Here is a 22,973-nt window from a genome sequence, read left to right as displayed (position 1 = left end):
CCAGACGCGAATGGAAGGTCGCCATGACGAACGACGCCCCTCGCCATCGCGCCCGCATTGGTCGCCCGCCACCTCGGCCACCACAGCCCTGGATGCAGCGATGTTCGACAGCAATCGCGAGCGGGCTTGTGAGCGGTTGTGGGAGTGGGCGTCAACCGACGTGGACGTGTGGCCGGCGGGACTGGTCGGGTTCGGCGCGGCGGAGGACCTCACGGGTCACGGGAGCTGTTTCGCCTTCACCGATGAACAGGAAGCGGAGCAGGTACATGATCGGGTTTCCCTCCGTCCACTCGAAGTAGACGTCGGGAATCACGCCGGTGATGTCCCTCGTCCGCAGGAGAACCGCCGCAATGGTGTTGGGGACGGCCGGGCTGTCGACCCACAGAATCCGGTGCTCACCGCGCTGTCGGCCGTGGACGAGGAGGTCGGTGCTGAATTCGGAGGAGTCCGTGACGTTTACCTCGATGAAGATGATCGACTCGCCTTCGGGGATGTTGCTTTCGGCGCGCTGCTGCGATTCCTTCTGCCGATACTCGTCCTCGTCGAGACGGTCGACGTCGTGCGCCACCATCGCGAGGTAACCCTTCTCGGCTGCCTCGGCGATGAATTGCAGCGCAGTCTCGTCGAGTTCGACGGAGGTTGCCCGAAGTTCGAAGGCTCGCGAGATCCGGGAAAGGAAGGACACCACCATGATCGCGGCGATGAAGAACGACGCCACTTTCACACCGTCTGGACGTTCGAAGATGTTCGCGATCGTCGTGTAGACGAACAAAACTGCGACAAAACTGAACCCCACGAACAGTTTTCGCTGACCGTGCTTACGAGCGGACAGTGCAACGGCGACGGTCGCCGACGAGATGAGCACGAGGACACCGGTTGCGTACGCGGAACTCTGAGCGTCGACACCGGCGTCGAAGTAGATCGTGACAGTGATGGCGATGACGCTGAACACGAGGACCAGCGGACGCACGGCGCGGGCCCACGACGGCGCCATGCCGTAGCGGGGGAGATACCTCGGAACAAGATTGAGCAACCCTGCCATTGCCGATGCACCGGCAAACCAGAGGATCAGAATCGTGCTGAGATCGTAGACGGTTCCGAAGATCTCACCCAGATAGTCGTGGGCGAGAAAGGCAAGCGCGCGACCGTTGGCAGCGCCTCCGGGTTGGAACTCGTTTTCTGGGATCAGGATGGTGGTGACCAGGCTCGACGTCAGCAGGAATCCGCTCATGATCAGCGCCGCCGTGGTGAGCAGGCGCCGCGCACCTTTGATGCGGCCACGTGGATTCTGTTCGGTGTCGTGCGGATCGCCCTTGATCTGCGGCATGACCGCGACGCCGGTTTCGAAGCCGGACAGACCGAGAGCCAACTTCGGGAAGACGATCAGCGCGATCAGGATCATCATCGCCGGGTTTCCGTGCTCGGTGGTCATGGCGCGCGTCCAGTCGGTGACCAACGACGGCGCGGTCGCGATGTGCCACAGACCTACGGAGATGACCACCACGTTCAAGGCGAGATAGACGGCGACCAATCCGACCGCGATACCGATCGCTTCGGTGAATCCGCGGAGGAAGACCGCAGCGAGGAGCGCGAGCAGAACCAGGGTGACGGCGACGGTGTGTCCGGAGAGAAAGGTTGGAGCAAAAGGGTTCTCGACGAGGTGCGCCGTGGCATCGGCAGCCGAGAGCGTCATGGTGATGAGGAAATCGGTGGCCGCGAAGCCGAGAAGCACGAGAACGAAGATCTTGCCGCGCCACTTGGGCAGCAGCTTCTCGAGCATGGCGATCGAACCCTCGCCGTGCGGACTCTCGCGAGCCACTCGCCGGTAGACCGGTAGAGCGCCGAAGAGTGTCAGCAGGATCAATACGACTGTCGCGATGGGAGCCAACGTGCCGGCCGCCAGTGCCGCGATACCGGGTTGGTAACCGAGGGTGGAGAAGTAATCGACACCCGTCAGGCACATCACCTTCCACCACGGGTGGCGCTTCTCCTTCTTCGGCGCCATCCGGTGGGGCCCCAGATGTCCGGCCGGTTCCTCGGTGATGTCCGCGAGCAGCCAGGCCTCGGTGCGTTGTTTCACGGACGGAGCCGTGTTTTCGGCCGGGACCTCGTTGTCGGCTGCGGTCACCACGGCGTCACGGCTTCAGATAAACATCGTTGAGCGTGACAGTCCGCAGGTTTCGGCTCCGGATGATGTCCACCAGTTGCGGATACACGTGGGTCACGGGCAGATAGTTGAGGTGCCCGATCACGATGGCCCCCGGATTGAAGTACTGGTTCGCCATTTGGAGGATGTACTCCTCGGTGATCAACGAAGAATCCGACAGTGATCCGTACCAGAGGGTGGGCACGGTGTAGCCGACGCTCGCGGCCACGGAATCGACTGTCGCGTTGTGCCTTCCGTACGGCGGCCGAAAGTACGGCGCCGCGTCCACGCCGTAGGTGTTGCGCAGGAACGTGCCGTTCTTCGTCAGCTCGTCTGCGATCTGCTGCTTCGACACGGACGTCAGATCCGGGTGCGAGTAGGTGTGATTGCCGAGCTGAATTTGTCCGCTCTCGACCAGCGGTCTGAGAAGTCCGGCGTTTTCGGTCCACGAGTTGTATTGCCCGTTGACGAAGTACGTCAAACGGATGCCGGTGTCTTTTGCGAACTGTGTGTAGAGGCGCACGACTTCGGAGCTGGCTCCGTCGTCAACCGTCAGGGCAAACAGATCCCCACCGCCGGGTAACGCGGTCAACGATCCGCCGGCGGGCAGCGGCACCCGGGCAGACGGCGGTGGAGGCGGCAACAAGGCAGGCGGGAGATCCGGGACAGGGACGGGGTCGGTTGGTTCGTCGGCTGCGGCGATTGCCGTGCCGACCGAACGTGACGAACAAGCGGTTCCCATGGTCACCGCGGCGGTTCCGGTCAGAGTTGCTGCTGCGAGGGCACTGAGGAAGCGTCGGCGGTCCACAGGGCGGAGCCTAGAGCAGATTTGCCTAATTCGGACTTCATTCTCAGCGTTCTTTCAGCGAAAGACCAGCCGTGTCCGGTATCGACAGGTTCTACTCAGGAACGGTGGATAGCGTGTCGGCCGTGGAACCGCGACCTCGACACTCGGCAACCAGGCACAGGCGTAGGCGTCAACCGCAGCGGTCGACGCTCTCGGTGGGGCGCAAGCTGGCGGCGGCGTCCCTGTCGACGACGATTCTGGTGGGCGTCGGAATCGGCTGGTACGTGCAGTCGGATCTCACGTCGGGGCTGTACCGATCGGACGCGCTCTCCGCCCTCGGTGACGACGCCGGCAGTTCGCTCGACGGGGATACCAACATCTTGTTGATCGGGCTCGACAGTCGTAAAGCGATGGACGGCAGCGACCTGCCGGCTGAGTTCGTCACCGACAAGCTGCATGCGGGGGACAGTGATGTGGGTGGATACAACACGAACACGCTTATCCTGCTCCATGTTCCGGGCGATGGCGGCACGGCCAGTGCAGTGGCGATCCCACGCGACGACTACGTCGCGGTACCCGGCTACGGAATGGCCAAGATCAAGGAAGCCTACGGAATGGCGAAGGCTGATGCGGACGCCAAACTCGTAGCGGACGGTGTGACGGATCCTGCTGCACGAGAACAGCAAGCGCGTGAAGTCGGTCGGCGGTCGACACTGACCACCGTGCAGAATCTGCTCAAGGTTCCGATCGATCACTTTGCCGAAGTGAACCTGATGGGCTTCTATGATGTCGTCTCGGCTATCGGCCCCGTTCAGGTGTGCCTCAACAATTCGGTGCAGGATGACTTCTCGGGCGCCAACTTCCCGGCCGGTGTTCAGACTCTCGATGCGTCACAGGCACTTTCGTTTGTCCGTCAACGCCACGGCCTGGACAACGGGGACTTGGATCGCACCCACCGGCAGCAGGCTTTCATCAGCGCGGTGATCGCCAACTTGAAGGGCTCCGGCGTCATCGGAAACATTCCGAAGATGACGGCGCTGGCCGACGTGGTGAAGAAGGACGTGGTGATCGATTCCGCCATGGATCCCGTCCGATTCGCTTCTCAGGCAAGCGCTCTCGCAGGTGGGAACATCGACTTCTACACCCTGCCCATCGAGGGATACGAGACCGTCGACGGCCAGGACGTCAACATGGTCGATCCGGCGCGTCTGCGTAGTGAAGTGTCGCGGATCTTCGCGGGAGGTGACTCGGCATCTGCACCTGCGATGGACACTGCTGTCTCGACCGGGAACGAAGTTGTGGACATCCGCAACGGAACCGCGACGGACGGGTTGGGTGCCGCGTTGGCAGCGGCGATGAAAGCGTCGGGAGTCGAAGTCGGAGAGGTGAGCACCGCAGCTGCGACGGCAAAGTCGGTGGTCAGCTATGGAGTCGGCGCCAAAGCCGTCGCAGAGGCGCTGGCCGAGCAGTTGGGCGTGGCCGCAGTGCCTAACGAGCAGGCAGCGGCCGAATCAGTGTCTGTACTGATCGGTGAGGACAATGCGCAGACCGTGTTCTCGGCCGCTCCGGCGCAGTCGGACTCGTCGGTATCCGCCGGCACCGTTCCCGATACGGGAGCGCAGGGATCACCCATCCGGGCCGACGCGAATGGCGGCATTCCCTGTGTGGACTGACTCTCAGGTAATTCGCACCAAACTCACGCTGACTTCTTCGATCTGCGGGTCTACATTGGAGAAGTCGAACTCAGTCGGGTACTTCACCTTTGGGGTACCTGACTGAGATTGCGTAGTTGAAAGGATCACCGACATGGCTACAACAGCAGCGGTACAGAATCCGACACGCTCACGTGCCAGGACCATGTCCTTGTCCGAGTACGTGGCCGAGCATCCGGCGCAGCGCGTTTTCCCACCGACCAGTGAGCGGGCGGCCAGGATGGCGATGCTCATCATGTTCGCCCTGATGGCCGTCACCCTCGTCGTACTGGTACTTGACGAGGCAGGAATCTTCGGATGAAGGCAGCGGTCTTCGGCTGAGCCCGACCTTTAGTTACTCTTGAGTAATGACTGAACAGAAGAGCTGGAATGCGTTCACCGTCGAGCGCGAAGACAACATCGCCCAGGTGACGCTGATCGGGCCGAGCAAGGGCAACGCGATGGGGCCGGATTTCTGGAGTGAACTCCCCGAAATCTTCGCCGACCTCGACGCCGACCCCGAGGTGCGTGCAATCGTCATCGCCGGTTCCGGCAAGCACTTCTCGTTCGGACTGGACCTGCCGGCGATGAGCGGTGAATTCGGTGCCGTCCTCGCGGACAAGGCTCAGGCAGGCCCGCGCACCAAGTTCCACGACATGATCAAGCGCATGCAGTCGGGCATCAATGCCGTGGCAGATTGCCGCAAGCCCGTCGTCGCAGCTGTGCAGGGCTGGTGCATCGGCGGCGGCGTCGACCTGATCACGGCGGCGGACATCCGCTACGCAAGTGCCGATGCCAAGTTCAGCATCCGCGAGGTCAAGGTCGCGATCGTCGCAGACATGGGCAGCCTCGCGCGTCTGCCCGCGATCATCGGCGACGGACACCTGCGTGAGTTGGCTCTGACCGGCAAGGACATCGACGCAGCGCGCGCCGAGAAGATCGGCCTCGTCAACGACGTTTTCGAAGATGCCGACGCGGTACTGGCAGCGGCGCGCGCGACCGCCAAGGAGATTGCGCTCAACCCGCCGCTCGTCGTCCACGGGATCAAGGACGTGCTCGATCACACCCGCAGCGCGAGCGTGAACGACAGCCTTCGCTACGTCGCAGCCTGGAACGCGGCGTTCCTGCCTTCGCAGGATCTGACCGAGGCCATCACCGCCGTCTTCCAGAAGCGCCCGCCAGTCTTCCAGGGTGAGTAGGAACTGCAAGGGTGAGTAGGAACTGCAAGGGCGAGTAAAAACAGCACAAAAATCCCCGCACATCTTCCGATGTGCGGGGATTTTCGTTAGGCCTGAGAACTCGAGCTCAGTGACCGCCGTTGGCAGCGAGACGCTTGATCGAAGCCTCGATCTCGGCCTCTGCCTCGGCGCGGCCGACCCAGTTGGCTGCCTCGACGTGCTTGTTCGGCTCGAGGTCCTTGTAGTGGACGAAAAAGTGCTTGATCGCATCGAGCTCGAACTGTGAGATGTCACCCAGATCCTGGATGTGATCCCAGCGGGGGTCACCGGCCGGAACGCAGAGGACCTTGTCGTCTCCGCCGGCCTCGTCGACCATCTTGAACATCGCGACTGCGCGAGCCTCGACGATGACGCCGGGGAAGACCGACTCGGGGAGCAGGACCATGGCGTCGAGCGGATCGCCGTCCTCACCCAGGGTGTTTTCGATGAAGCCGTAGTCGGCCGGGTAGCCGAAAGCTGTGTAGAGGTAGCGATCGAGTTTGACGCGACCGGTTACGTGGTCGACCTCGTACTTGTTGCGCTGACCCTTGGGGATCTCGATGGTGACGTCGAACTCCACGCCGATTCCTCGCTGTCGTGTCGGTAATGATTCGTCGGAAGGATATCGGGTCAAGGATAAGGTTGCCTGACCACCCAGTAGGCAGAGCACAGACGGAGGGGCGTTGGCGGGCCAAGGAAAGAAGAAGATCGGCTCGTTGGAAGAGAGTCGACGGCGTAACTTCCGCATCCTTCTGGCGGTCGGTGCAGTGGTTGTACTGGCCGTCGCCGGAGTTGTCGTCGTGAAACTCGGTACGTCGAACGACACCGCGGGCAGCACGACCGTGACTACGTCGCCTCAGCCTGCGCTCGTGACGCCGTCACCCCAGGTGGTGCCCGTCCCGACGGACGCACCGATCCCGAGCGCGTCGGGAATCGCAGCGGCGATCGGCCCGGCCGTGGCCAACCCGGATCTGGGGAAGTTCACCGGAGTAGTCGCTGATGCGCTCACCGGAAACATTCTCTGGAGCACGGACCCGTCGACGCCGATGACGCCCGCGTCCACGACAAAGGTGCTGACCGCATCGGCGGCACTGCTGAAGTTGCCGCTCGACCACCGGCTGTCCACGACGGTGGTGCCCGGAACGAGCCCCGGGCAGGTCGTTCTGGTCGGCGGCGGTGACCCGACGCTGACGGCGACGCCGAAGGGGCAGAGCGGGTACTACGCCAACGCAGCGCACATCGCGGATCTCGTCGACCAGATCAAGGCTGCCGGTACGCCGGTGAACAGCGTCGTGGTGGACTCGAGCTTGTTCAAGGGCGACAACATGGCCACCGGCTGGTTCCCCGCGGACATCGCGGCCGGTTACATCACCCCGATCGAATCGGTGATGATCGAAGGTGGTCGGTACGACGGCACTCAAGACGAGTCGCCGCGTTCGGAAACTCCCGCATTGGACGCGGGCAAGGTGCTCGCTCAGGCGCTCGGTGTCGATCCCGCCAACGTGAGTCTCGGCGCGGCGCCTGCCGGTGCCAAGCCGATCGCCACCGTGCAGTCGGCGCCGCTGAGCGACCGACTGCTGCAGATGATGGAACATTCCGACAACGTGCTCGCAGAGACCATCGGGCGTGAGGTCGCGATTGCCTCCGGAATCGAAGCCTCGTTCACCGGAGCAGTCGACGCGACCGGCAAGACCCTGCAGGCGGCCGGGTTCGACTACACCGGTGTATCGCTGCACGATTCCAGCGGACTGTCCGTCGACGATCTCATTCCCGCTCAGGTACTCGATCGCGTCATGACGGCTGCGGCCGGTGACGGTGATCCGAAACTGCGCCCCCTGCTGGACTACCTTCCGGTGGCCGGCGGAACAGGAAGTTTGTCCGACCGCTACGCGTCCGGAAACCGAACCGGTGCGGGTTGGGTGCGGGCCAAGACGGGAACTCTGTCGACGGCCAGCGCGTTGTCAGGGTTCGTGGTCGATCAGAACGGGCGAGTGCTCACCTTCGCACTGATGTCCAATGACCGGCCGCCAGAAGTGAGCCGTCCTGCCCTGGACGCGATTGCCGGAGCATTGAGGAATTGCGGGTGCCAATAGTGGCCGAAAAGACTCCACAAGATGATGAAGCCTCGGCTCCGCTCGGTGGTGCCGTCGACTGGAGTCTTGCCGCCAAAGCCGGGATAAAACTGGCGCGCGGCGGCCCCGCGATGTCTCGCTATACGGCCGAGACGGCAACCGCAGAACTCGCCGAAGCGTCCGAGCGCGCAGAACTGCCGGTTCGTGAAGTGACCGGTTTGGCCGACGGTCTACCGGTCCCGGCCGCTGACGTGCTTGACCGGGCCGGGTGGATCACGGCGGCCTCGCGGTCGATGGCACATCTCACCGGCGCCGACCCTGACGGCAGTGGCAATCTCATCGTCGGAAAGCCGGCGGGCCTGCAGGCCGGCGCCATGCTGGCGTACCTGTCTTCGGCGATCCTCGGGCAGTACGACCCGTTCACCGGCGAGCACGGCACCCTGCTTCTGGTCACACCGAACATCGTCTCCGTCGAACGGTCCCTTCGGCTGAACCCGAGTGACTTCCGGTTGTGGGTCTGCCTGCACGAGGTCACTCACCGGGTCCAGTTCTCGTCCTCGCCGTGGCTCGCGGAGTACATGAAGGAATCCGTCGAAACGCTTGGTGCGACGGTGGACGAGTCGATGACCGACGTTGTCGGGCGCCTTGCTGCAGAGCTGCGCTCGCGGAAGGAACCCGACTCCAGTGACGGTGCGACGGCGGGCGGCATCATCGGACTGCTGCGCGCCTCGCAGGCGGAACCCCAGCGTGACGCGCTGGATCGGATGCTTGTACTCGGCACTCTCCTGGAAGGGCATGCAGACCACGTGATGGACGCCGTCGGCCCCGCCGTGGTGCCGTCGGTGGCAACGATCCGCGCGGCCTTCGACAAGCGTCGGCAGCGCAAGTCCAACCCCGTGCAGCGGATCATCAAGATGCTTCTCGGCATGGACGCCAAGATGGCGCAGTACGTGCGCGGCAAGGCCTTCGTCGACGCGGTGGTTCTCAAGGTCGGCATGGAGCAGTTCAACACCATCTGGACCGGGCCCGAGACCTTGCCGTTGCTCGACGAGATCGACAATCCCGACGCGTGGGTAAAGCGCGTTCTCGGCTAGATGCTGCTGCCTGAGACGCCTGCCCTCCTGGCGCTGCGACAGGCCGTGCGGGCGTGGACGCTCGCATTCGAGCCACGACGCCGTGTGGTCGTCGCCCTGTCCGGGGGAGCCGATTCGTTGGCGCTGACCGCAGCAGCCGTGGCGGAAACCGATTCTGTCGACGCATTGATCGTGGACCATCGGTTACAAGATGGTTCTGATGCCGTCGCGCGCTCGGCCGCAGACCAGGCGCTGGCGCTGGGTTGCCGGACCGCGACGGTGCTGACCGTCGACGTAGCCGAAGGTGGGAGTCTCGAAGCCGCCGCGCGTGAGGCTCGGTACAGCGCTCTGCGCGACGCCAGGACTGACCTCCCGGTTCTGCTCGGACACACGCTCGACGATCAAGCAGAGACCGTCCTTCTCGGACTGTCCCGCGGGTCCGGTGGGCGATCGATTCAGGGTATGGCTGCATTCGACGCTCCCTGGGGACGGCCGCTACTCGGCATCCGGCGATCGGTGACCAGGGCGGCCTGCGTCGACCTGGGCTTCACGCCGTGGGAGGACCCGCACAACAACAATCCCGAGTTCACTCGCGTACGTCTGCGGCACGAGGCGTTGCCGCTGCTCGAAGAAATTCTCGGCGGGGGAGTTCCCGAAGCGTTGGCCCGAACCGCGACGCAGTTGCGTGAAGACGGCGAGGCGCTCGACGAGTACGCCGAAGCCCTACTCCTACGGGTTGTCGTCGACGGAGAAGTGGAAGTGGACACACTTGCCGAAGCGCCCACCGCAATCCGCCGACGCGCTCTGCGGGCCTGGCTGCTGCAGGGCGGCGCAAAAGCATTGACGGACAAACAGTTACGGGCGGTCGACGCCCTGGTGACCGACTGGCGGGGGCAAGGCGGCGTCGCGATCGGGGGCGGAACACCGGAGGCGAGGTTGGTGGCGGCCCGGCGACGTGGCAGGCTGATCCTCGGATTCGAAGACCGACGAAGGGTTTGACGCGTGTACGAGGGCGACATCGCATCGGTACTGATCTCCGAAGAACAGATCCGTGCACGAACGGCGGAACTGGCTGAGGAAATCGCCAAGCGTTACCCGGCAGGCGCCCCCGAAGGGGATCTCCTGCTGATCGGCGTCCTCAAGGGAGCGGTCTTCTTCATGACCGACTTCGCCCGCGCCCTGCCGATCCCGTCGCAGATGGAATTCATGGCCGTCAGCTCCTATGGATCCTCGACCTCGTCTTCGGGCGTCGTCCGCATCCTCAAGGACCTCGACAAGGACATTGCCGGTCGCCACGTGCTGATCGTCGAGGACATCATCGACTCCGGTCTCACGCTGTCGTGGCTGATGCGCAACCTCAAGACACGTAATCCCGCTTCGCTCGAGGTCGTCACATTGCTCCGCAAGCCCGACGCGGTCAAGATCGACGTCGATGTCCGCGACGTGGGCTTCGACATCCCCAACGAGTTCGTCGTCGGTTACGGCCTCGACTACGCCGAGCGGTACCGCGATCTGCCGTACATCGGCACCCTGGACCCCGAGGTCTACGGCGGCTGAGCCTGCTCGCCGGTAACACCACTGACTCGTCCACCGATAGCGTCGCTGTCGCCTTCGACCGTGGAGGCAGCTTGGACGAGCACGGAGGTATCGGGCCTGATGGGTCTCATGGACGGGTTGATCGGTAACGCTGGAAAGATCGATCCCGCTGCGGCGCACCACGAATACGCGCGTCTGCTCGGACACGGGGAGCAGGTTCATGCGGCGTATCAGTTGGTTCGCGACGCATTTCTGTTCACGAATCGGCGACTCTTGATGGTCGACAAGCAGGGGCTGACGGGTCGCAAGATCGAGTACCACAGTGTGCCGTACCGGTCGATCACCCACTTCGCGGTCGAGACAGCCGGAACCTTCGATCTCGACGCCGAGCTGAAGATATGGATCTCGGGGAACGCGACACCGATCCAGAAACAGTTCACCAAGCAGGTCGACATCTACGAAGTCCAGGCGATCCTGTCGCATTTTGTCGTGTCCTGATGTGCAGCTGAGCTCCCTCGCCAAGACGTACTGTCGGTCCCATATGAAACCGTTGGGTCGGTTGGGATCGACGAGGCGAGGGAGTTTTGGTGACAACTGCCAACAGAGATGCAGAAAGATCGCTCGACGAGGTCGTCTGGGACGCGATCGACGAAGACACGAATCTGCCTGATGCAGCGAAGTATCTCGTTCTTGCAGCACTCGAGGGTGATGATGCGCTCAGCAAGCAGATTGGCGGTACGGAGCAGCTCAGAACCCGACCCGAAACCGCCAGCGGCCCAGCAGAAGAACCAGTTGGAGCATTCCTTACATCTATCTCGGTCGCCGGCTTCCGCGGCATCGGACCGAAAGCCGTTCTCGATCTGCATCCTGCGCCTGGCATCACGATCGTCAGTGGACGCAACGGGTCGGGTAAGTCGAGTTTTGCGGAAGCTCTTGAATTTGCAGTTACCAGCTCGAGCTACCGGTGGAAAAACAAGGCGAAATTATGGGCTGACAGCTGGCGAAACCTGCACAGCCCGGATCCATGCGAGGTGCGCGTTGGGCTGACCGTCGAGGGTTCCGAACCGACCGTCGTCGCCGTCGACTGGCCGATCGGTGCCACGTTGCACGACAACGAAGCGTGGACCCAGACGGGCAAACAGAAGCGCACTGTCGGTACCGATGAACTCGGATGGAAGTCCGCCGTCGAGCTGCATCGGCCGATCTTGTCTTACGACGAGATCGGAGGGCTGGTCGAGGACAGCCCGTCCACGCTGTACGACGCACTTGCAAAGCTATTGGGACTGGACGAGATCGCGGACGCCGAGAAACGGCTCACCGCCGCGCTGAAGTCTGCCAAGACTGCGCGTCAGTGCGCGAATGAGGAGCTGCGTCAACTCAAGGAAATTGTCGCCGAATCAGCAGACGAGCGTGCACAAACCGCCGTCACTCAGTTGAAGAAGCGGACTCACGATCTCGACGAGGTGCTTGCGCTCGCCACAGGCTCTGGTTCGGCTGTTGCGTCCACCCTGTCTGGTCTGCGCAGGTGCGCGAATCTGGCGGTCCCACAGAAGCCGGCGATCGACATGGTTGTCGCCGATCTTCGGGTTGCGGTCGCCGACACCGTCGAGCACGCTGGCGATGCTTTGTCGGTAGTGGAACAGCGCAGCGATATCCTCGATAGAGCCATTCAATTGCACAGTGAGACAGGCACAATCGAGTGCCCGGTATGTGCGGCGGGGGTGCTCGACGACGCCTGGGCTACGCAATCCCGAACGCGCCTCGCGGAACAGAACAGCAAGCTGGGGAAGTATCGGAAGTCTCGACGCGATCTTGACAACGCATGTCGGGCAGCAAAGGAATTGCTGAACGAGCTGGTGCGTCTGGAAACGGTCGAGGGTCCGGAATTGGAGTCGTTGATCCGGTACCGAGACTCAGTGGCCGCTGCCCAAGGTGCGCCGACCGGGGTAACCGAGCTCGCCGAGCACATCGAGAAGACCTTGCCTGCGGTGATCGACGCTGCGAACGCCGTGCGCGAAGAGGCGGCGGTCGCAATCGCCGAGCAGGAAGACACATGGGCTCCGATCGCGGGTCGTTTGATGACGTGGGTCAACCTCGAGCGTGACGCACGATTGAGTGATGACACCGTCAAAGCCCTGGATGCGGCGAAGAGGTGGGTAGCCGCCCATGCGGCAGAACTGCGGAATCAGAGACTCGAGCCGATCGCGGAGCAGGCGCGCGAGATTTGGTCGGAGCTCAGGCAGGAAAGCAACGTCGACATCGGGTCGATCAGCCTGGAAGGCAGCAATACTCGACGCAGGGCGGTGCTGAAAGGGTCGGTGGACGGAGTGCCGACCGAAGCATTGGCGGTGATGAGTCAGGGGGAGTTGCACGCTCTGGCGCTTGCACTGTTCATTCCACGTGCGACCACACCGAACAGTCCGTTCCGCTTCATCGTTCTCGATGATCCGATTCAGGCGATGGACCCGGCCAAGATCGACGGGTTCATCCGAGTTTTGTCGAAGCTGTCGGAGACACGGCAGGTCATCGTGTTCTCCCACGACGACCGATTGGCCACTGCGATACGGCAACTTGCGGTGAATGCGCGACTGGTCGAGGTTGCACGTGAGACCGGATCGCAGGTCTGTGTCGCAGAGACACTGAACCAGGCGACCCGCTATGTGGACGACGTCCGCGCGCTGGTGCTCGACGAGAACGTTCCCGACGAGGTCAAGCGCCGAGTGGCACCAGGTTTGTTCCGGTTGGCCTTGGAATCCGCGGCGCAGCAGGTGTATTACGCGAAGCAGCACAAGGCGGGCGAGAGTCGGGTCGATACCGAGAACCGGTGGACGTCGGTGAAAAAGACGCGGGCCAAGATCGCGCTCGCGGTGTACGGCGATGCCGAGAAGCCTTTGTCGCAGTGGCAAATTCTGCGAGAAGGGCGCAAAGCGACGCTCAACATTGCCAACGCCGGCTCGCATGTCGGGGCCGACATGTCGATCACGAGGAGCGAAGTGAATGACCTCAGGAAGACGGTCGACGGGATCCTCGCGGAATGACAACACAGATGCCGCCGGCTGTCGTGCTGCGAAATGCGGAGCTACTGCTCGATGGAAGTGTCGGTGCTGCTGGAAGTTCGGCACGGTTGGCTGCTTTTCTGGCCAGGCAGGCATTGGAGGAACTGGTAGCCGAACGGTGTATCGCGCTGAATGCCGAAGCGCCGCAAGCAAGCATGCGCTCGCGATTGGTGATACTGCGTTCCCTCGACACACCGGCACGTGCCGACGCCGCAGCAGTGGCGTGGAACAGATTGAGCAATGTCTGTCATCACCATGCGTATGAACTTGCGCCGACCGTCGCCGAGGTGCGGCATTTGTGTGGAGTTGTTGCCGTCCTGTTGGAGAGCGGCTGAGTATGTGTGCGTCAGTGGGATGACTCCGTGACTGCCAAGTCCATTGTGAGTTCACGTACCAGTGACAACGGAAGAGGCACCCTAGTTTCCACACCACCCGTTTCTGCATTGTCCGCAGTACGCGTATCTCCCATGACGACGCCGAACCAACGATCTCGATCTTTGACCACTCGATACATACGTTCATCGTGGGTGCCGCCGAGGTATGGCTCGTACACGATCAAAGGTTCGCCCGCCAGTTGCGCGGCCGAGCCGAGTCGATCCAGGCGACCCGTTCGTTGTTCGAGCGTCGCGGGGTTCCAGTCCAAGTCGTGGTGAATGACATGTCGGCAGGCAACGTGCAAATCCACACCCTCAGACATCACGGAACTGGCGATGAGCACATCGGGGAAGAACGGGGAGTTGAATGATGCCATGAGCCTTTGTCGAGTCTTTTGAGCTACTTCACCATTCGCGAGCCGCACATTGGGTGCAACCGTGGTGTGAAGGGGTGAGTGCTCTGCTGGATCGATTTCGTCGTCCGCGGATTCGTCGACTGTGATGTCGCCGGTTCGCGTTGTCAGCAGAATATTCAGAATGCGTTCGCGGTCCTCCGGGGTTCTCTTGGAAAGAAACTCGGCAAATGACTCGATACGCTTTCGTAGTGGAATGCCACCCGGAGGAGCTGTTTCGAGTCCCTTCATCAGTTCTTCGACGGTCATCGAAGGGGAAATGGGCGTGAACCGAACGAGGAAGGAATCCGTGCGAAGAAATCTCACGACTACTTCGCCGAGTTGGTATCGAGATTCTTTATCGAGAAGGTCGGCCAATTCCTCGACAGTATCTCGAATGCGTTTGTTTCCAGAGGAATCGCTACGTAACAGGCGATTGCGCAATCGATTGACGGCTTCGCCGACTGCTGTCGGATCAGTGGCATCGACGAACAGTGCGCCCGCTGCTCGCTCGGTTATGCGCTTCTGTAGTGCTCGTGCGATGTGCAACCGAAGTGCGCGCCCGGTTTCTCGGTAGAAACAGAAGATCAGGACCTTGTGGCCCTCGTCCCATAAACGGAGTGTAAGCTCCACTGTGGCAGCAATTTTCGGGTGGCGCGCGAGGCTCTCTGGATTGTCGGGGAGTTGTTGTTCGATACGATCCAGATACCACTTGACGGGGCCTGTCGTGGGCGCGGTGCGCTTTGCGCCCTCGACATCGTCGATATCTGCCGCCCCATTTGATCGAGTTCTGCGATAGGCCTCGAACGATGATGCTATCCCGTAAGAGAAGAGCGATCGGGTGGAGCCTGTCGAGTCGCCAGACAGCCGTGCGACAGCATCTGCGCGACCTGCAAGCAGGAACGGCAAAGCCGCGGCGCCGTCGATCGGCAACCCGAGATCGCCGGCCCTACTGTCGAGGACCGCCGCACCGGCACGATAGCGACGACGTTCGGTGTCGTTGGACTTCAGATGGCGGATGACCCACGGGCGCAATGCCTCTGCGGCGCAGTCTTTGGCCTTACGCGCATCGATCCCGCTTGTTACAGCGGCACGGGCCGAACGACTCAAACTCTCGATGTCGGCATTGTCGAAGCTCGAAAGCGATTTCAAACTGGAATCCTGTACGGGGTCAATGGCTGTCCAACGCTGCTCGAACCGTTGGGCGGCTGATCGCGCAGTGTCCAATGCATCACCGAGTTCGCTGATCGAGTCTTCGAACGCGACGCGGTCGACGGGGTTCGGCCATCGAATACCGTCGAACCGCCTTAGTACACTGAGTAATTCGTGATGTCCGAGCTGGAACGGGGTTGCAGTCAGGAACAACATGCGCTCGAACATTCCGCCGAGTGGGCCCCGGAGTGCTTCGGCATCTCCTTGGGCCTCTTCGTTCGCGAACAAACCGGATGTGGCGTTGTCGTTCTTGACGTGATGGGCTTCGTCCAACACGAGCAATGGGAGGGTGACATCGAGTTGGCGAAGCCCGTCAGCCCAAGCGCCGCGCATCGCCGTCGTCAAAGCTTTCTTGGCTCCGGACAACCGATCGTCGAAATTGATCGATTGCTTCATTGGTAGCAGTGTGAGTGCATCGCGGAGTGGTTCGAGGATGTCATTGTCGATGGCATCGACAAACGCGGCGGGAACCGGGTCGTCATCCAATGGTGCAGCCCCCGAGTGCTTGTTCCACAAGTCCATCCAGTTGCTCTCGGGCGTTTCGAGAAGGCGCGTAACAAGGGCTTCGTCGCGGAAGCGTTTGTCTGAGAGGAGGAATGATGCATGCCGAGCGATCGCCGGCCGTCGCCTCTGTAATTCAGCTCTTCTGCGGCCCGCACGTCGAAGTAGTGCGAGTCGGACGAACGGATCATTTGTCGTTCTTGTCAAGGCTCCGTGCGTCAGAAAGATGATGTGACGTCGGCGTTCTGGTGGATCATCGAGAAGCTTCAAGAACTCGATTCCGTGTCGAATGGCTCCCGAGACACGAATGTCCGACGCGTCCGGCAAGCACTTTTCGGCGAAGACATTCCACTCTCGAGGCCATTTCTCGGCGACGGATGGTGGCACCATCACCACGACCGGATGCCGGTGGCCGGTTGCTCGAACGACCGATGCTGCGACTGCCAGTGCCACAAATGTTTTCCCCATGCCGACTTCGTCGGCAAGTACCAGACCCGGCTGATTCGCGAATCTACGAAGAATCTCCTCAGCGGTTTTCTGCTGGCGCGTCGAGTCTGCTGTGGGGAGGTTGTCGTTCGAGAGGTCGATGTCCGGGCTCAAAGTCCACATGAGCGCCGTGCCTCCTTGAATGCGTCGGCAACGTATTCGAGCATGTCACTCTCCAATTCATCGGAATTCAGGGATCGTTGTCTGTCCTCGATCTTCGAAAGTGCCTCGGCGAGAACACTCTGTGCGACAGCGCGATCCAAAGATTGGAGAGCGCATTTCCAGTCGACGGTCCCGACCGTCAGTGCGATCTCAGCGAGAAGGAAATGAGTCTCGGCGGGTGCTGCGGTCCCTGTGCCCGACGAACCCCCATCGAGAGCTGTCTGGTCAAGTACGAGGAGCCTACCGATCTCGACTGGCCCGACCACACCGAACAGGCGATTTCGCAATACCTCGAGCGAAGCAGCACGTGTGCCGAGTCGCTCACGCAACGCCCAGAGGGCTGCAGACCGCGCGCGTGTGCGATGCAGCAGTAGACCGCTCGAATCGAATCGGCGTAGGGCGTCGGTTGCATCCGTACCCGCCAGCTTTCGAGCTTCGATTCGCCGGAGTTCATGCTCCACCGCAGCTGGGAGCGGACGGGTCGATCCGAGGGCGTCCAGTAAGAGTTGCACAGGAAGGTCCTCAAGTTCTGCGGGAATCGGCAGCTTGCTCGTGTCGTCGACGTTCGCTACCCATTGGGCTGATACCGGGGTTCCGTCAGCCGTCCAACCGACGTCGAGGAATGAAGGTACTGCGGTTCTGTCTACCGTCACAAAAAGTTGTTCAGGTTGCAATTGCTTCCGCCACAACTCTTGGTCCACAGCGCACTCGAGGCCAAGTGCGTGCACAGACCACGAGTCCGGCTCTTGCTCCGTTCGATCGAACGAAAGCACCAACTGTGCGGAATTCGACGTCAGTTCGATTGTGCACCAAGAGAAGAAGAGCGGAAGTGAAGGAAGGTTGCTGTCGTCGTCATCAGTGTTCACCGTTTCGATGGCATTCAAGTCGACGGATTTCTGTGTACTGACCAGTGCGCGCAAAGCTCGACCTGTGGGCGACGTACGCGGGGCGCCGACCCACACATTGAGTTCTCGGTGGCCATGGGTCGTTGCGAGCCCCCAACCGGCCGTGGTTGCGTTCGATGATCCTATGAGTGCCGCGACCCACTCGTCGTTCTCCAACACAAGTGCCTTGGCATGCAAGGTGCGTTGCTCGGCATCGAGTGGCGCCAGTGCTCGCACTCGATCCACTTGTGAGGCGAGCTCAACCGGTGCCATTACCGCACCCACACGATCAAGGCCGACGACAGCGGTCACGCTTCGCGCAGTCTTCGGCTGGCCGGTGAGTAACGATCGAACCGAGGTCAATGCCGTCGTGCTCGTTGCGGCATCCCAGAAGGGTGACAGTACGGATGCCCGCAGTGGTTTCTTCGATGTTCGCCACACAGCCTTGTAACCGTCGAGTGGGGAAGAACCGGGAGCTGAAGGCGCGACCGCGAGGTGCACTGCGGTTTCTGTCGGCAAGGCAGGGGAATGTTGCTCGATGCGGCTGGTGATGCGGTTGAGCGTGTCCGTTGCCCGATCCGTCGTCGAACTAGCTGCACCAGGCAACAATTCAAGGTAGCTGCGCAGTTCGCTCACTATGCCGAGAAGGACTGGGCGTGGTATCTGGCAGCCTTGGGTGATGTCGAATGCAAGCGCCGCCTCGATCTTTTCTCGGTAGCCCGCAGGGGTGAGGTTTGCCGAGCCGACGACGATGCGCGCATGGCGTTCCCATATGAGTATTACGACTTTGGCATGTAGTAGGCCATTGCCCGTCGAAACCGGTATCAGGTCCCATCGAAGATTGCGTCTGTCGGTGCGAGTGCCTCGATCGACCAGGACTGAGATGGCCGCGGTTTCACTAAGTCGAAGCTCCTCTTCGAAGGTTGCGGCAATCGAGCTGATCTTGTCCCCCTCGCCGGTTACCGCAGATAGCGCAAGAAATCTGCTAAGGCAATCATCCGTGAAGAACTGAGGGTCGAATGTGAATGTTGTTGCCAGACATGCCACTGCAGATCCGCTGCCTGCTGGCGCGGACCAGTGGTCGAGCATTTTTGTGGTCATACGGCGGTATCTCGTAAGAATCGACGCAATGCGTTTATTCGGATGGGATGAATGAATGGTCCGTCGAGCGATGGCCGGGTTCGTTCCTCGTATCCGGGCCGCACCAACCAGCCGTTCTTGTACGGCTCGAACCATGGCCGCTTGCCCAGTGGCGGCTTCGACGCTTGTATCGCGCCATGATGATTCAGAACCAGTTGGGCCAGATCGGCGGGTGTGTGTTCGTCGGCGAAACCGGTGAAACGCGCATCGAATTCAACTGTACCCGTTGTCGCGGAGAGCGTCTCGAACGCGCGCTTGTGGAGAGCCGGGAGATTTCCTGCTGCGCGGACGAAGGTCGGATCGTGCTTCAACGCGTCGGCTTTCAATGGCGTCGTGCCCAGCGAATACGAAACGTGGCACACCGTACGGAAGCAAGTGTCGAGGTAGCGCGCAAAGTTCTCGTATGCGATGACGGCGTTGATCGTCTCGCGAAGTGCGGGCGACGAAGCGCGAACAATCTCCGAAATCACATCGCTTTCCGTCAGGGTTTCGTCGTCGAGTGAAGGTTCCAGCAAGCGCGCGAGTTCACTGCGTAGCGGGTGGCGTTCTTCGGACAGGCCCCGGAGTAAGCTGCGTTCACCTGCTCCCGGGCCGTCGGGATCTAATGCCTGCGCAAGTGTGCCGACTGTCCTACCAGTAGGAGCAACATCGCAGCGAGATGACTCGAAGCTTCGACGTAGGGCGTTGCGCAGGTCGCGACGTAGTTCGCCACCGTCCGTTCCTGCGGTCTCATCGACGAAGCCAGGAAGGTTGGCTTCGCGTTCCCACATCGACACCAATGCTGTTTGCTGCGACCCCGCCGTCAAGCTCGAAGTAACGATGTCGAGCGTTTTCGCGAGCGGCTTGTACACGCCGTGAAAACCGAACACCGACGGACCTTTGAGGTACGAGTTCGCAGACAGGCGATCTCGGCGCCCGACCACCGCCCGTGCTTTCTGCATCCCGGGGACGCCACGCAGTGCACTTTTAGAACTTCGCGCAAACGCCTCCAGAACTATCCATTCGAATGCGATTTGGGGTGTTGTCACGCCGTCTGCGGCACGTGTGGATTCGAAATCGTCACAGACGATACTGCCGACGGCCATGGCTGTCATCAGGCGAAACCGAGTCATTCGCGCGCGGAAGTCGGGAACCAGTTTGTCAGACAACTTTTCCGAAATGGCGCCGAGACCCATTGGGTCCAGGCTCCCTTCTCCTGCGACCGGCGGATCGAACTCTGAGAACTGGGGGACCGTGAAGCCCGTGAGCGCTGAGGTCATGAGCACACCTCATGACATGTTGGTGCGAGCAGTGTGTCCACGAGATGGTTGTACCAGCACTGCAGTCTTGGCGTGGGGGAACGTTGGCGGCACTGGTCCATCCCAGCCGCATACCGTGTACGCATCCAAATATCTGAGTGACCGGATAGCGTGAGCGCGACGTAACCGAGGAAGGCTCGATGTGGTCGACAATGACAATGTAATTCCGGTGTGGACGCTTGCTACAAAGCAGGCGGAGGTGCCCGCTATTCCGGACGAGGGAACCATGACGCCCGACCGACTGGCGGAGTTGCGGACAGTCCTGGCGGTGTTGGCCGAGACCCCGATCGCAACACTCGAGGCGCATCCGCTTCCGAAGTCGATCGACCTCGATCGAGGGATCTCCCTGGATAGTGCGAGTCCACTGGCTACCCATCTGTCGCAGCTGATCAGCCAGACATCCAAAGCTTCGTCGAGTTCAGCGGTCGCGAGTGGCGAGACGTTGTACCGCATGGTTGTCCCGGCAAAAGTCGCCGCGCAAGTTGGCAGTGGGCTGGTGAAACCGATGACGTCCAAGGCGGCGGCGGGTGGCGTGCACAGTGCGCTTATCGGATCTTCGGGGATTGCTGCGCAGGCCTCGTTCGTGCCTGTTGCAGGACAGGCAGCCGCGGTTGGTGCCGCTGGCGGGTCCGCCGCGACGGCAGGTCTTGCAGCAGCCAGTGCGGGTGCACTGACAGTCGCGGCTCCCCTGGTGTTGATGGCAGTCGCGGTTGGTGTCAGCGCCCACGCCGACCACAAGCGTGAACTCGCAATCGAGAACATCACCAAGTTACTCGAGAAGCTCCACGATGACGCGTTGCAAAAGGAACGTAACTCCCTGAACGGATGTCGGGGCGCGATCGACACTGCGACTGCGATTCTGCTCGATCAGGGACGCATCGGCGCGTCAGTTGGACTGGACTCCGCCGTACACGCGATCAGTGTCGGTATGGCGGATGCCGAAGGGCGACTGAAGAAATGGCAGCAGGGACTCGACGCATTGAAGACCGGTCGCGTCGAGCTCGATACTCTGCGAAAAGCGTTCACCGGAATCGACGAGGACGGTGGCGAGTTCCGCGCCCACCTCGAGCTTGCCGCACTCGCTATCGCGCTCAAGAAGCGTGTGATCGTCCTTCAAGCTGTGGAGCACGCTCAGATGGACGAAGCCAACCCTTTCGAGAGCTTTACTCGCGCGTTGAAGAGCGATCAGCAGCGTGTCGCGAAGTTGGAGTCGGGCATCGCGTCACTGCTCATGGGACTTTCCGAGCTGAGGCTTGACCGATCCCACGGTGTTCGTGATTTTGTGTTCAAGTCGAGTGAAGTCGACAAGATGCTGCGGACCGCATACCTGTTGCGGGAGTTGGGAGATGGGGTCGCAATGTCGGACAACGAATCCGACGTGGCGATCGAGATCGCAAGACGGCGTGATGGATCGGTTGTCGTCTTTCCCGCCCTGGCCGCCTAGTCCGAGCTGACTCGCACCGCAAATGAGCACGTAGCAGCCACTGGGTTCGTCGGTGGCTGCTACAGGTCCAGCCTCAGAGCGTCAGCAGCTTCTTCTGGACTTTGCCCATAGCGTTGCGGGGCAAGCTGTCCACCAGACAAACCTGGCGTGGGCGCTTGTGGATCGACAGTGATTCGGCGACGAAGTCCGAAACCACAGCGCAGTCGGCTACGTCGCCGACGATGAAGGCGACTATGCGCTGGCCGAGATCGTCGTCCGGCACACCGACGACGGCGGCCTCGCGAACGCCGGGGTATGCCAGAAGTGCCTGTTCCACCTCGCCGGCACCGATGCGGTATCCACCGGACTTGATCATGTCGACCGACTCGCGACCTACGATGCGGTGGAATCCGCTGTCGTCGATCACCGCGATGTCGCCGGTGCGGAACCAGCCGTCTTCGGTCATGGATTCCGCTGTCTTCGAGGGGTTCCCGAGGTACTCGTCGAAGAGAACGGCGCCCGCAACTTCCAGTTGCCCAAGCTGCTCTCCGTCGTGCGCCGACAATTCGCCGTTCTCGCCGCGCAACCTCGTCCTGACTCCCGGAACGGCGTGCCCGACCCAACCCGGGCGACGTTCGCCGTCGTGCGTCGTGCTGACGGTGATGAGGGTTTCACTCATTCCGTAGCGCTCGACGGGAGCCAACCCGGTCAGCGATTTCATCCGCTCGAACAATGGAACCGGAAGTGGTGCACTTCCGGACACGAGCAAGCGCGCGGATCGCAATGCTGCTGCCGCCGAGGGCTCACCGCACACGCGTGACCAGACGGTCGGAACACCGAAGTACAACGAGCCACCCGCTGCGGCATACGAATCCGGAGTTGGTCTGAAGGTATGAATCAGCGGCGAACCCACGCGCAAGGCGCCCAACACGCCGAGAATCAACCCGTGGACGTGGAAGAGGGGCAGTCCGTGGACGAGTGTGTCCTCTGGCGTCCAATTCCACACATGAGCGAGCGCGTCGAGATCCGCAGCGATCGATGCTCGCGAGAGGACAACGCCTTTCGGAGCTCCGGTGGTTCCTGAGGTGTACATGATCAGTGCGGTAGCTGCCGCGCTCGGTTCGGGATAGGACGTCGCAGATCGCGCGTGAATATCGATGGGAATCAACGGGATACTCGAATCCGACGGTCCGTCTCCGAGTATCAGTTCGGCCTGGGAATCGGCGATGATGTGCTGACGTTCGAGCGGGCCGGAGTCCGGCGGGATCGGGACCACGGCAACACCGGCGATCAGTGCGCCGGCGACGGCGACCACTGTCTCGAGGCCGGCGGCGGCTTGTACTGCCACTCGCTGTGCACCGTGGATTCGATCGGCGACCGCGGTGGCGGCGGCAAACAAGTCGGCGCGAGAGAGGGTTGCGCCTTCGCCGAAACTGACCGCCGCTCCGTGATCGTCGAAGATGCGGGGGTCGAGGGAGCGCAGAAGTGTGGATTCGCTGTTCATCGCGAGTTCCCTTTCTTTG

19 protein-coding genes are annotated in these 22,973 nt (G+C 61.7%); 11 read left to right on the top strand and 8 right to left on the bottom strand.

The genetic code is table 11. From position 1 onward, the window contains the following. Nucleotides 1–151 precede the first annotated feature (151 nt). Together ATN37_RS20880 and ATN37_RS20875 are read right to left on the bottom strand one after the other, a co-directional pair. Nucleotides 152–2,131, bottom strand: coding sequence for an amino acid permease (locus ATN37_RS20880; protein ID WP_217018325.1), 1,980 nt, complete (start codon nucleotides 2,129–2,131; stop codon nucleotides 152–154). A 4-nt stretch (nucleotides 2,132–2,135) separates the two neighbouring features. Further along, nucleotides 2,136–2,954 (bottom strand): polysaccharide deacetylase family protein, encoded by an 819-nt coding sequence (locus ATN37_RS20875; protein WP_007727026.1) that lies wholly within the window; start codon nucleotides 2,952–2,954, stop codon nucleotides 2,136–2,138. A gap of 122 nt (nucleotides 2,955–3,076) precedes the next feature. Here ATN37_RS20875 and ATN37_RS20870 point away from each other — a divergent pair, with 122 nt between their 5' ends. From ATN37_RS20870 to ATN37_RS20860, 3 genes are all read left to right on the top strand, one after another. Continuing rightward, nucleotides 3,077–4,606, top strand: a complete 1,530-nt coding sequence (locus tag ATN37_RS20870; protein ID WP_257233573.1) for an LCP family protein — start codon at nucleotides 3,077–3,079, stop codon at nucleotides 4,604–4,606. A 133-nt stretch (nucleotides 4,607–4,739) separates the two neighbouring features. Then, nucleotides 4,740–4,946, top strand: a complete 207-nt coding sequence (locus ATN37_RS20865; protein WP_124568973.1) for a hypothetical protein — start codon at nucleotides 4,740–4,742, stop codon at nucleotides 4,944–4,946. 46 nt (nucleotides 4,947–4,992) lie between these two features. Next, complete coding sequence (locus ATN37_RS20860) at nucleotides 4,993–5,823, top strand: crotonase/enoyl-CoA hydratase family protein (RefSeq protein WP_007727023.1); 831 nt, start codon at nucleotides 4,993–4,995, stop codon at nucleotides 5,821–5,823. 106 nt (nucleotides 5,824–5,929) lie between these two features. Here ATN37_RS20860 and ATN37_RS20855 read toward each other — a convergent pair whose 3' ends face one another. Next, the gene (locus ATN37_RS20855) at nucleotides 5,930–6,421 is read right to left on the bottom strand and encodes an inorganic diphosphatase (protein WP_003941181.1); all 492 of its coding nucleotides are present in this window, start codon (nucleotides 6,419–6,421) and stop codon (nucleotides 5,930–5,932) included. 103 nt (nucleotides 6,422–6,524) lie between these two features. On the opposite strand from ATN37_RS20855, the gene dacB reads away from it, so the two are divergent. Genes dacB through hpt form a run of 4 tightly spaced genes read left to right on the top strand, consistent with a single transcriptional unit; the run spans nucleotide 6,525 to nucleotide 10,543 of the window. Beyond that, a complete protein-coding gene (gene dacB, locus ATN37_RS20850; RefSeq protein ID WP_007727020.1) occupies nucleotides 6,525–7,934 on the top strand; it encodes a D-alanyl-D-alanine carboxypeptidase/D-alanyl-D-alanine-endopeptidase in 1,410 nt (469 codons plus the stop codon). Then, nucleotides 7,934–9,007, top strand: coding sequence for a zinc-dependent metalloprotease (locus ATN37_RS20845; RefSeq protein ID WP_047269664.1), 1,074 nt, complete (start codon nucleotides 7,934–7,936; stop codon nucleotides 9,005–9,007). The genes dacB and ATN37_RS20845 overlap by 1 nt, the downstream gene beginning before the upstream one ends. Continuing rightward, the gene (tilS, locus tag ATN37_RS20840; RefSeq protein WP_217018326.1) at nucleotides 9,008–9,985 is read left to right on the top strand and encodes a tRNA lysidine(34) synthetase TilS; all 978 of its coding nucleotides are present in this window, start codon (nucleotides 9,008–9,010) and stop codon (nucleotides 9,983–9,985) included. 3 nt (nucleotides 9,986–9,988) lie between these two features. Next, nucleotides 9,989–10,543 (top strand): hypoxanthine phosphoribosyltransferase, encoded by a 555-nt coding sequence (gene hpt, locus ATN37_RS20835; RefSeq protein WP_019746778.1) that lies wholly within the window; start codon nucleotides 9,989–9,991, stop codon nucleotides 10,541–10,543. On the opposite strand, the gene ATN37_RS32635 is transcribed toward hpt, so the two are convergent. Next, nucleotides 10,531–10,653: a hypothetical protein gene (locus ATN37_RS32635; RefSeq protein ID WP_256261790.1), complete on the bottom strand. Its 123-nt coding sequence runs from the start codon at nucleotides 10,651–10,653 to the stop codon at nucleotides 10,531–10,533. The genes hpt and ATN37_RS32635 overlap by 13 nt on opposite strands. Here ATN37_RS32635 and ATN37_RS20830 point away from each other — a divergent pair. The 3 genes from ATN37_RS20830 (at nucleotide 10,643) to ATN37_RS20820 (ending at nucleotide 13,913) form a co-directional block, all read left to right on the top strand. Then, nucleotides 10,643–11,020 carry a PH domain-containing protein gene (locus ATN37_RS20830; RefSeq protein ID WP_030534814.1) on the top strand — a complete coding sequence of 126 codons (378 nt, stop codon included), beginning with the start codon at nucleotides 10,643–10,645 and terminating at the stop codon, nucleotides 11,018–11,020. The genes ATN37_RS32635 and ATN37_RS20830 overlap by 11 nt on opposite strands. A gap of 89 nt (nucleotides 11,021–11,109) precedes the next feature. Further along, nucleotides 11,110–13,560, top strand: a complete 2,451-nt coding sequence (locus ATN37_RS20825; RefSeq protein ID WP_217018327.1) for an AAA family ATPase — start codon at nucleotides 11,110–11,112, stop codon at nucleotides 13,558–13,560. Then, nucleotides 13,557–13,913: a hypothetical protein gene (locus tag ATN37_RS20820; RefSeq protein ID WP_230587424.1), complete on the top strand. Its 357-nt coding sequence runs from the start codon at nucleotides 13,557–13,559 to the stop codon at nucleotides 13,911–13,913. Before ATN37_RS20825 ends, ATN37_RS20820 begins: the two co-directional genes overlap by 4 nt. Nucleotides 13,914–13,924: 11 nt before the next feature. Here the strand turns inward: ATN37_RS20820 and ATN37_RS20815 are convergent, their stop codons facing one another. Genes ATN37_RS20815 through ATN37_RS20805 form a run of 3 tightly spaced genes read right to left on the bottom strand, consistent with a single transcriptional unit; the run spans nucleotide 13,925 to nucleotide 19,988 of the window. After that, nucleotides 13,925–16,666, bottom strand: coding sequence for a DEAD/DEAH box helicase (locus ATN37_RS20815; protein ID WP_217018329.1), 2,742 nt, complete (start codon nucleotides 16,664–16,666; stop codon nucleotides 13,925–13,927). Next, the gene (locus tag ATN37_RS20810) at nucleotides 16,654–18,690 is read right to left on the bottom strand and encodes a hypothetical protein (RefSeq protein WP_217018331.1); all 2,037 of its coding nucleotides are present in this window, start codon (nucleotides 18,688–18,690) and stop codon (nucleotides 16,654–16,656) included. Before ATN37_RS20810 ends, ATN37_RS20815 begins: the two co-directional genes overlap by 13 nt. Continuing rightward, complete coding sequence (locus ATN37_RS20805) at nucleotides 18,687–19,988, bottom strand: hypothetical protein (RefSeq protein WP_156511694.1); 1,302 nt, start codon at nucleotides 19,986–19,988, stop codon at nucleotides 18,687–18,689. Before ATN37_RS20805 ends, ATN37_RS20810 begins: the two co-directional genes overlap by 4 nt. A gap of 181 nt (nucleotides 19,989–20,169) precedes the next feature. Here ATN37_RS20805 and ATN37_RS20800 point away from each other — a divergent pair, with 181 nt between their 5' ends. Continuing rightward, nucleotides 20,170–21,471: a hypothetical protein gene (locus ATN37_RS20800; protein ID WP_042451975.1), complete on the top strand. Its 1,302-nt coding sequence runs from the start codon at nucleotides 20,170–20,172 to the stop codon at nucleotides 21,469–21,471. A 73-nt stretch (nucleotides 21,472–21,544) separates the two neighbouring features. Here the strand turns inward: ATN37_RS20800 and ATN37_RS20795 are convergent, their stop codons facing one another. Continuing rightward, complete coding sequence (locus ATN37_RS20795; protein WP_217018333.1) at nucleotides 21,545–22,954, bottom strand: acyl-CoA synthetase; 1,410 nt, start codon at nucleotides 22,952–22,954, stop codon at nucleotides 21,545–21,547. Between the last annotated feature and the right edge of the window lie 19 nt (nucleotides 22,955–22,973).

The organism is Rhodococcus sp. MH15 (genome assembly GCF_019266045.1).
Classification (GTDB): domain Bacteria; phylum Actinomycetota; class Actinomycetes; order Mycobacteriales; family Mycobacteriaceae; genus Rhodococcus_F; species Rhodococcus_F qingshengii.
Note: the sequence above shows the minus strand (reverse complement) of the source record. Positions and strands in the feature narration are given on the sequence as shown.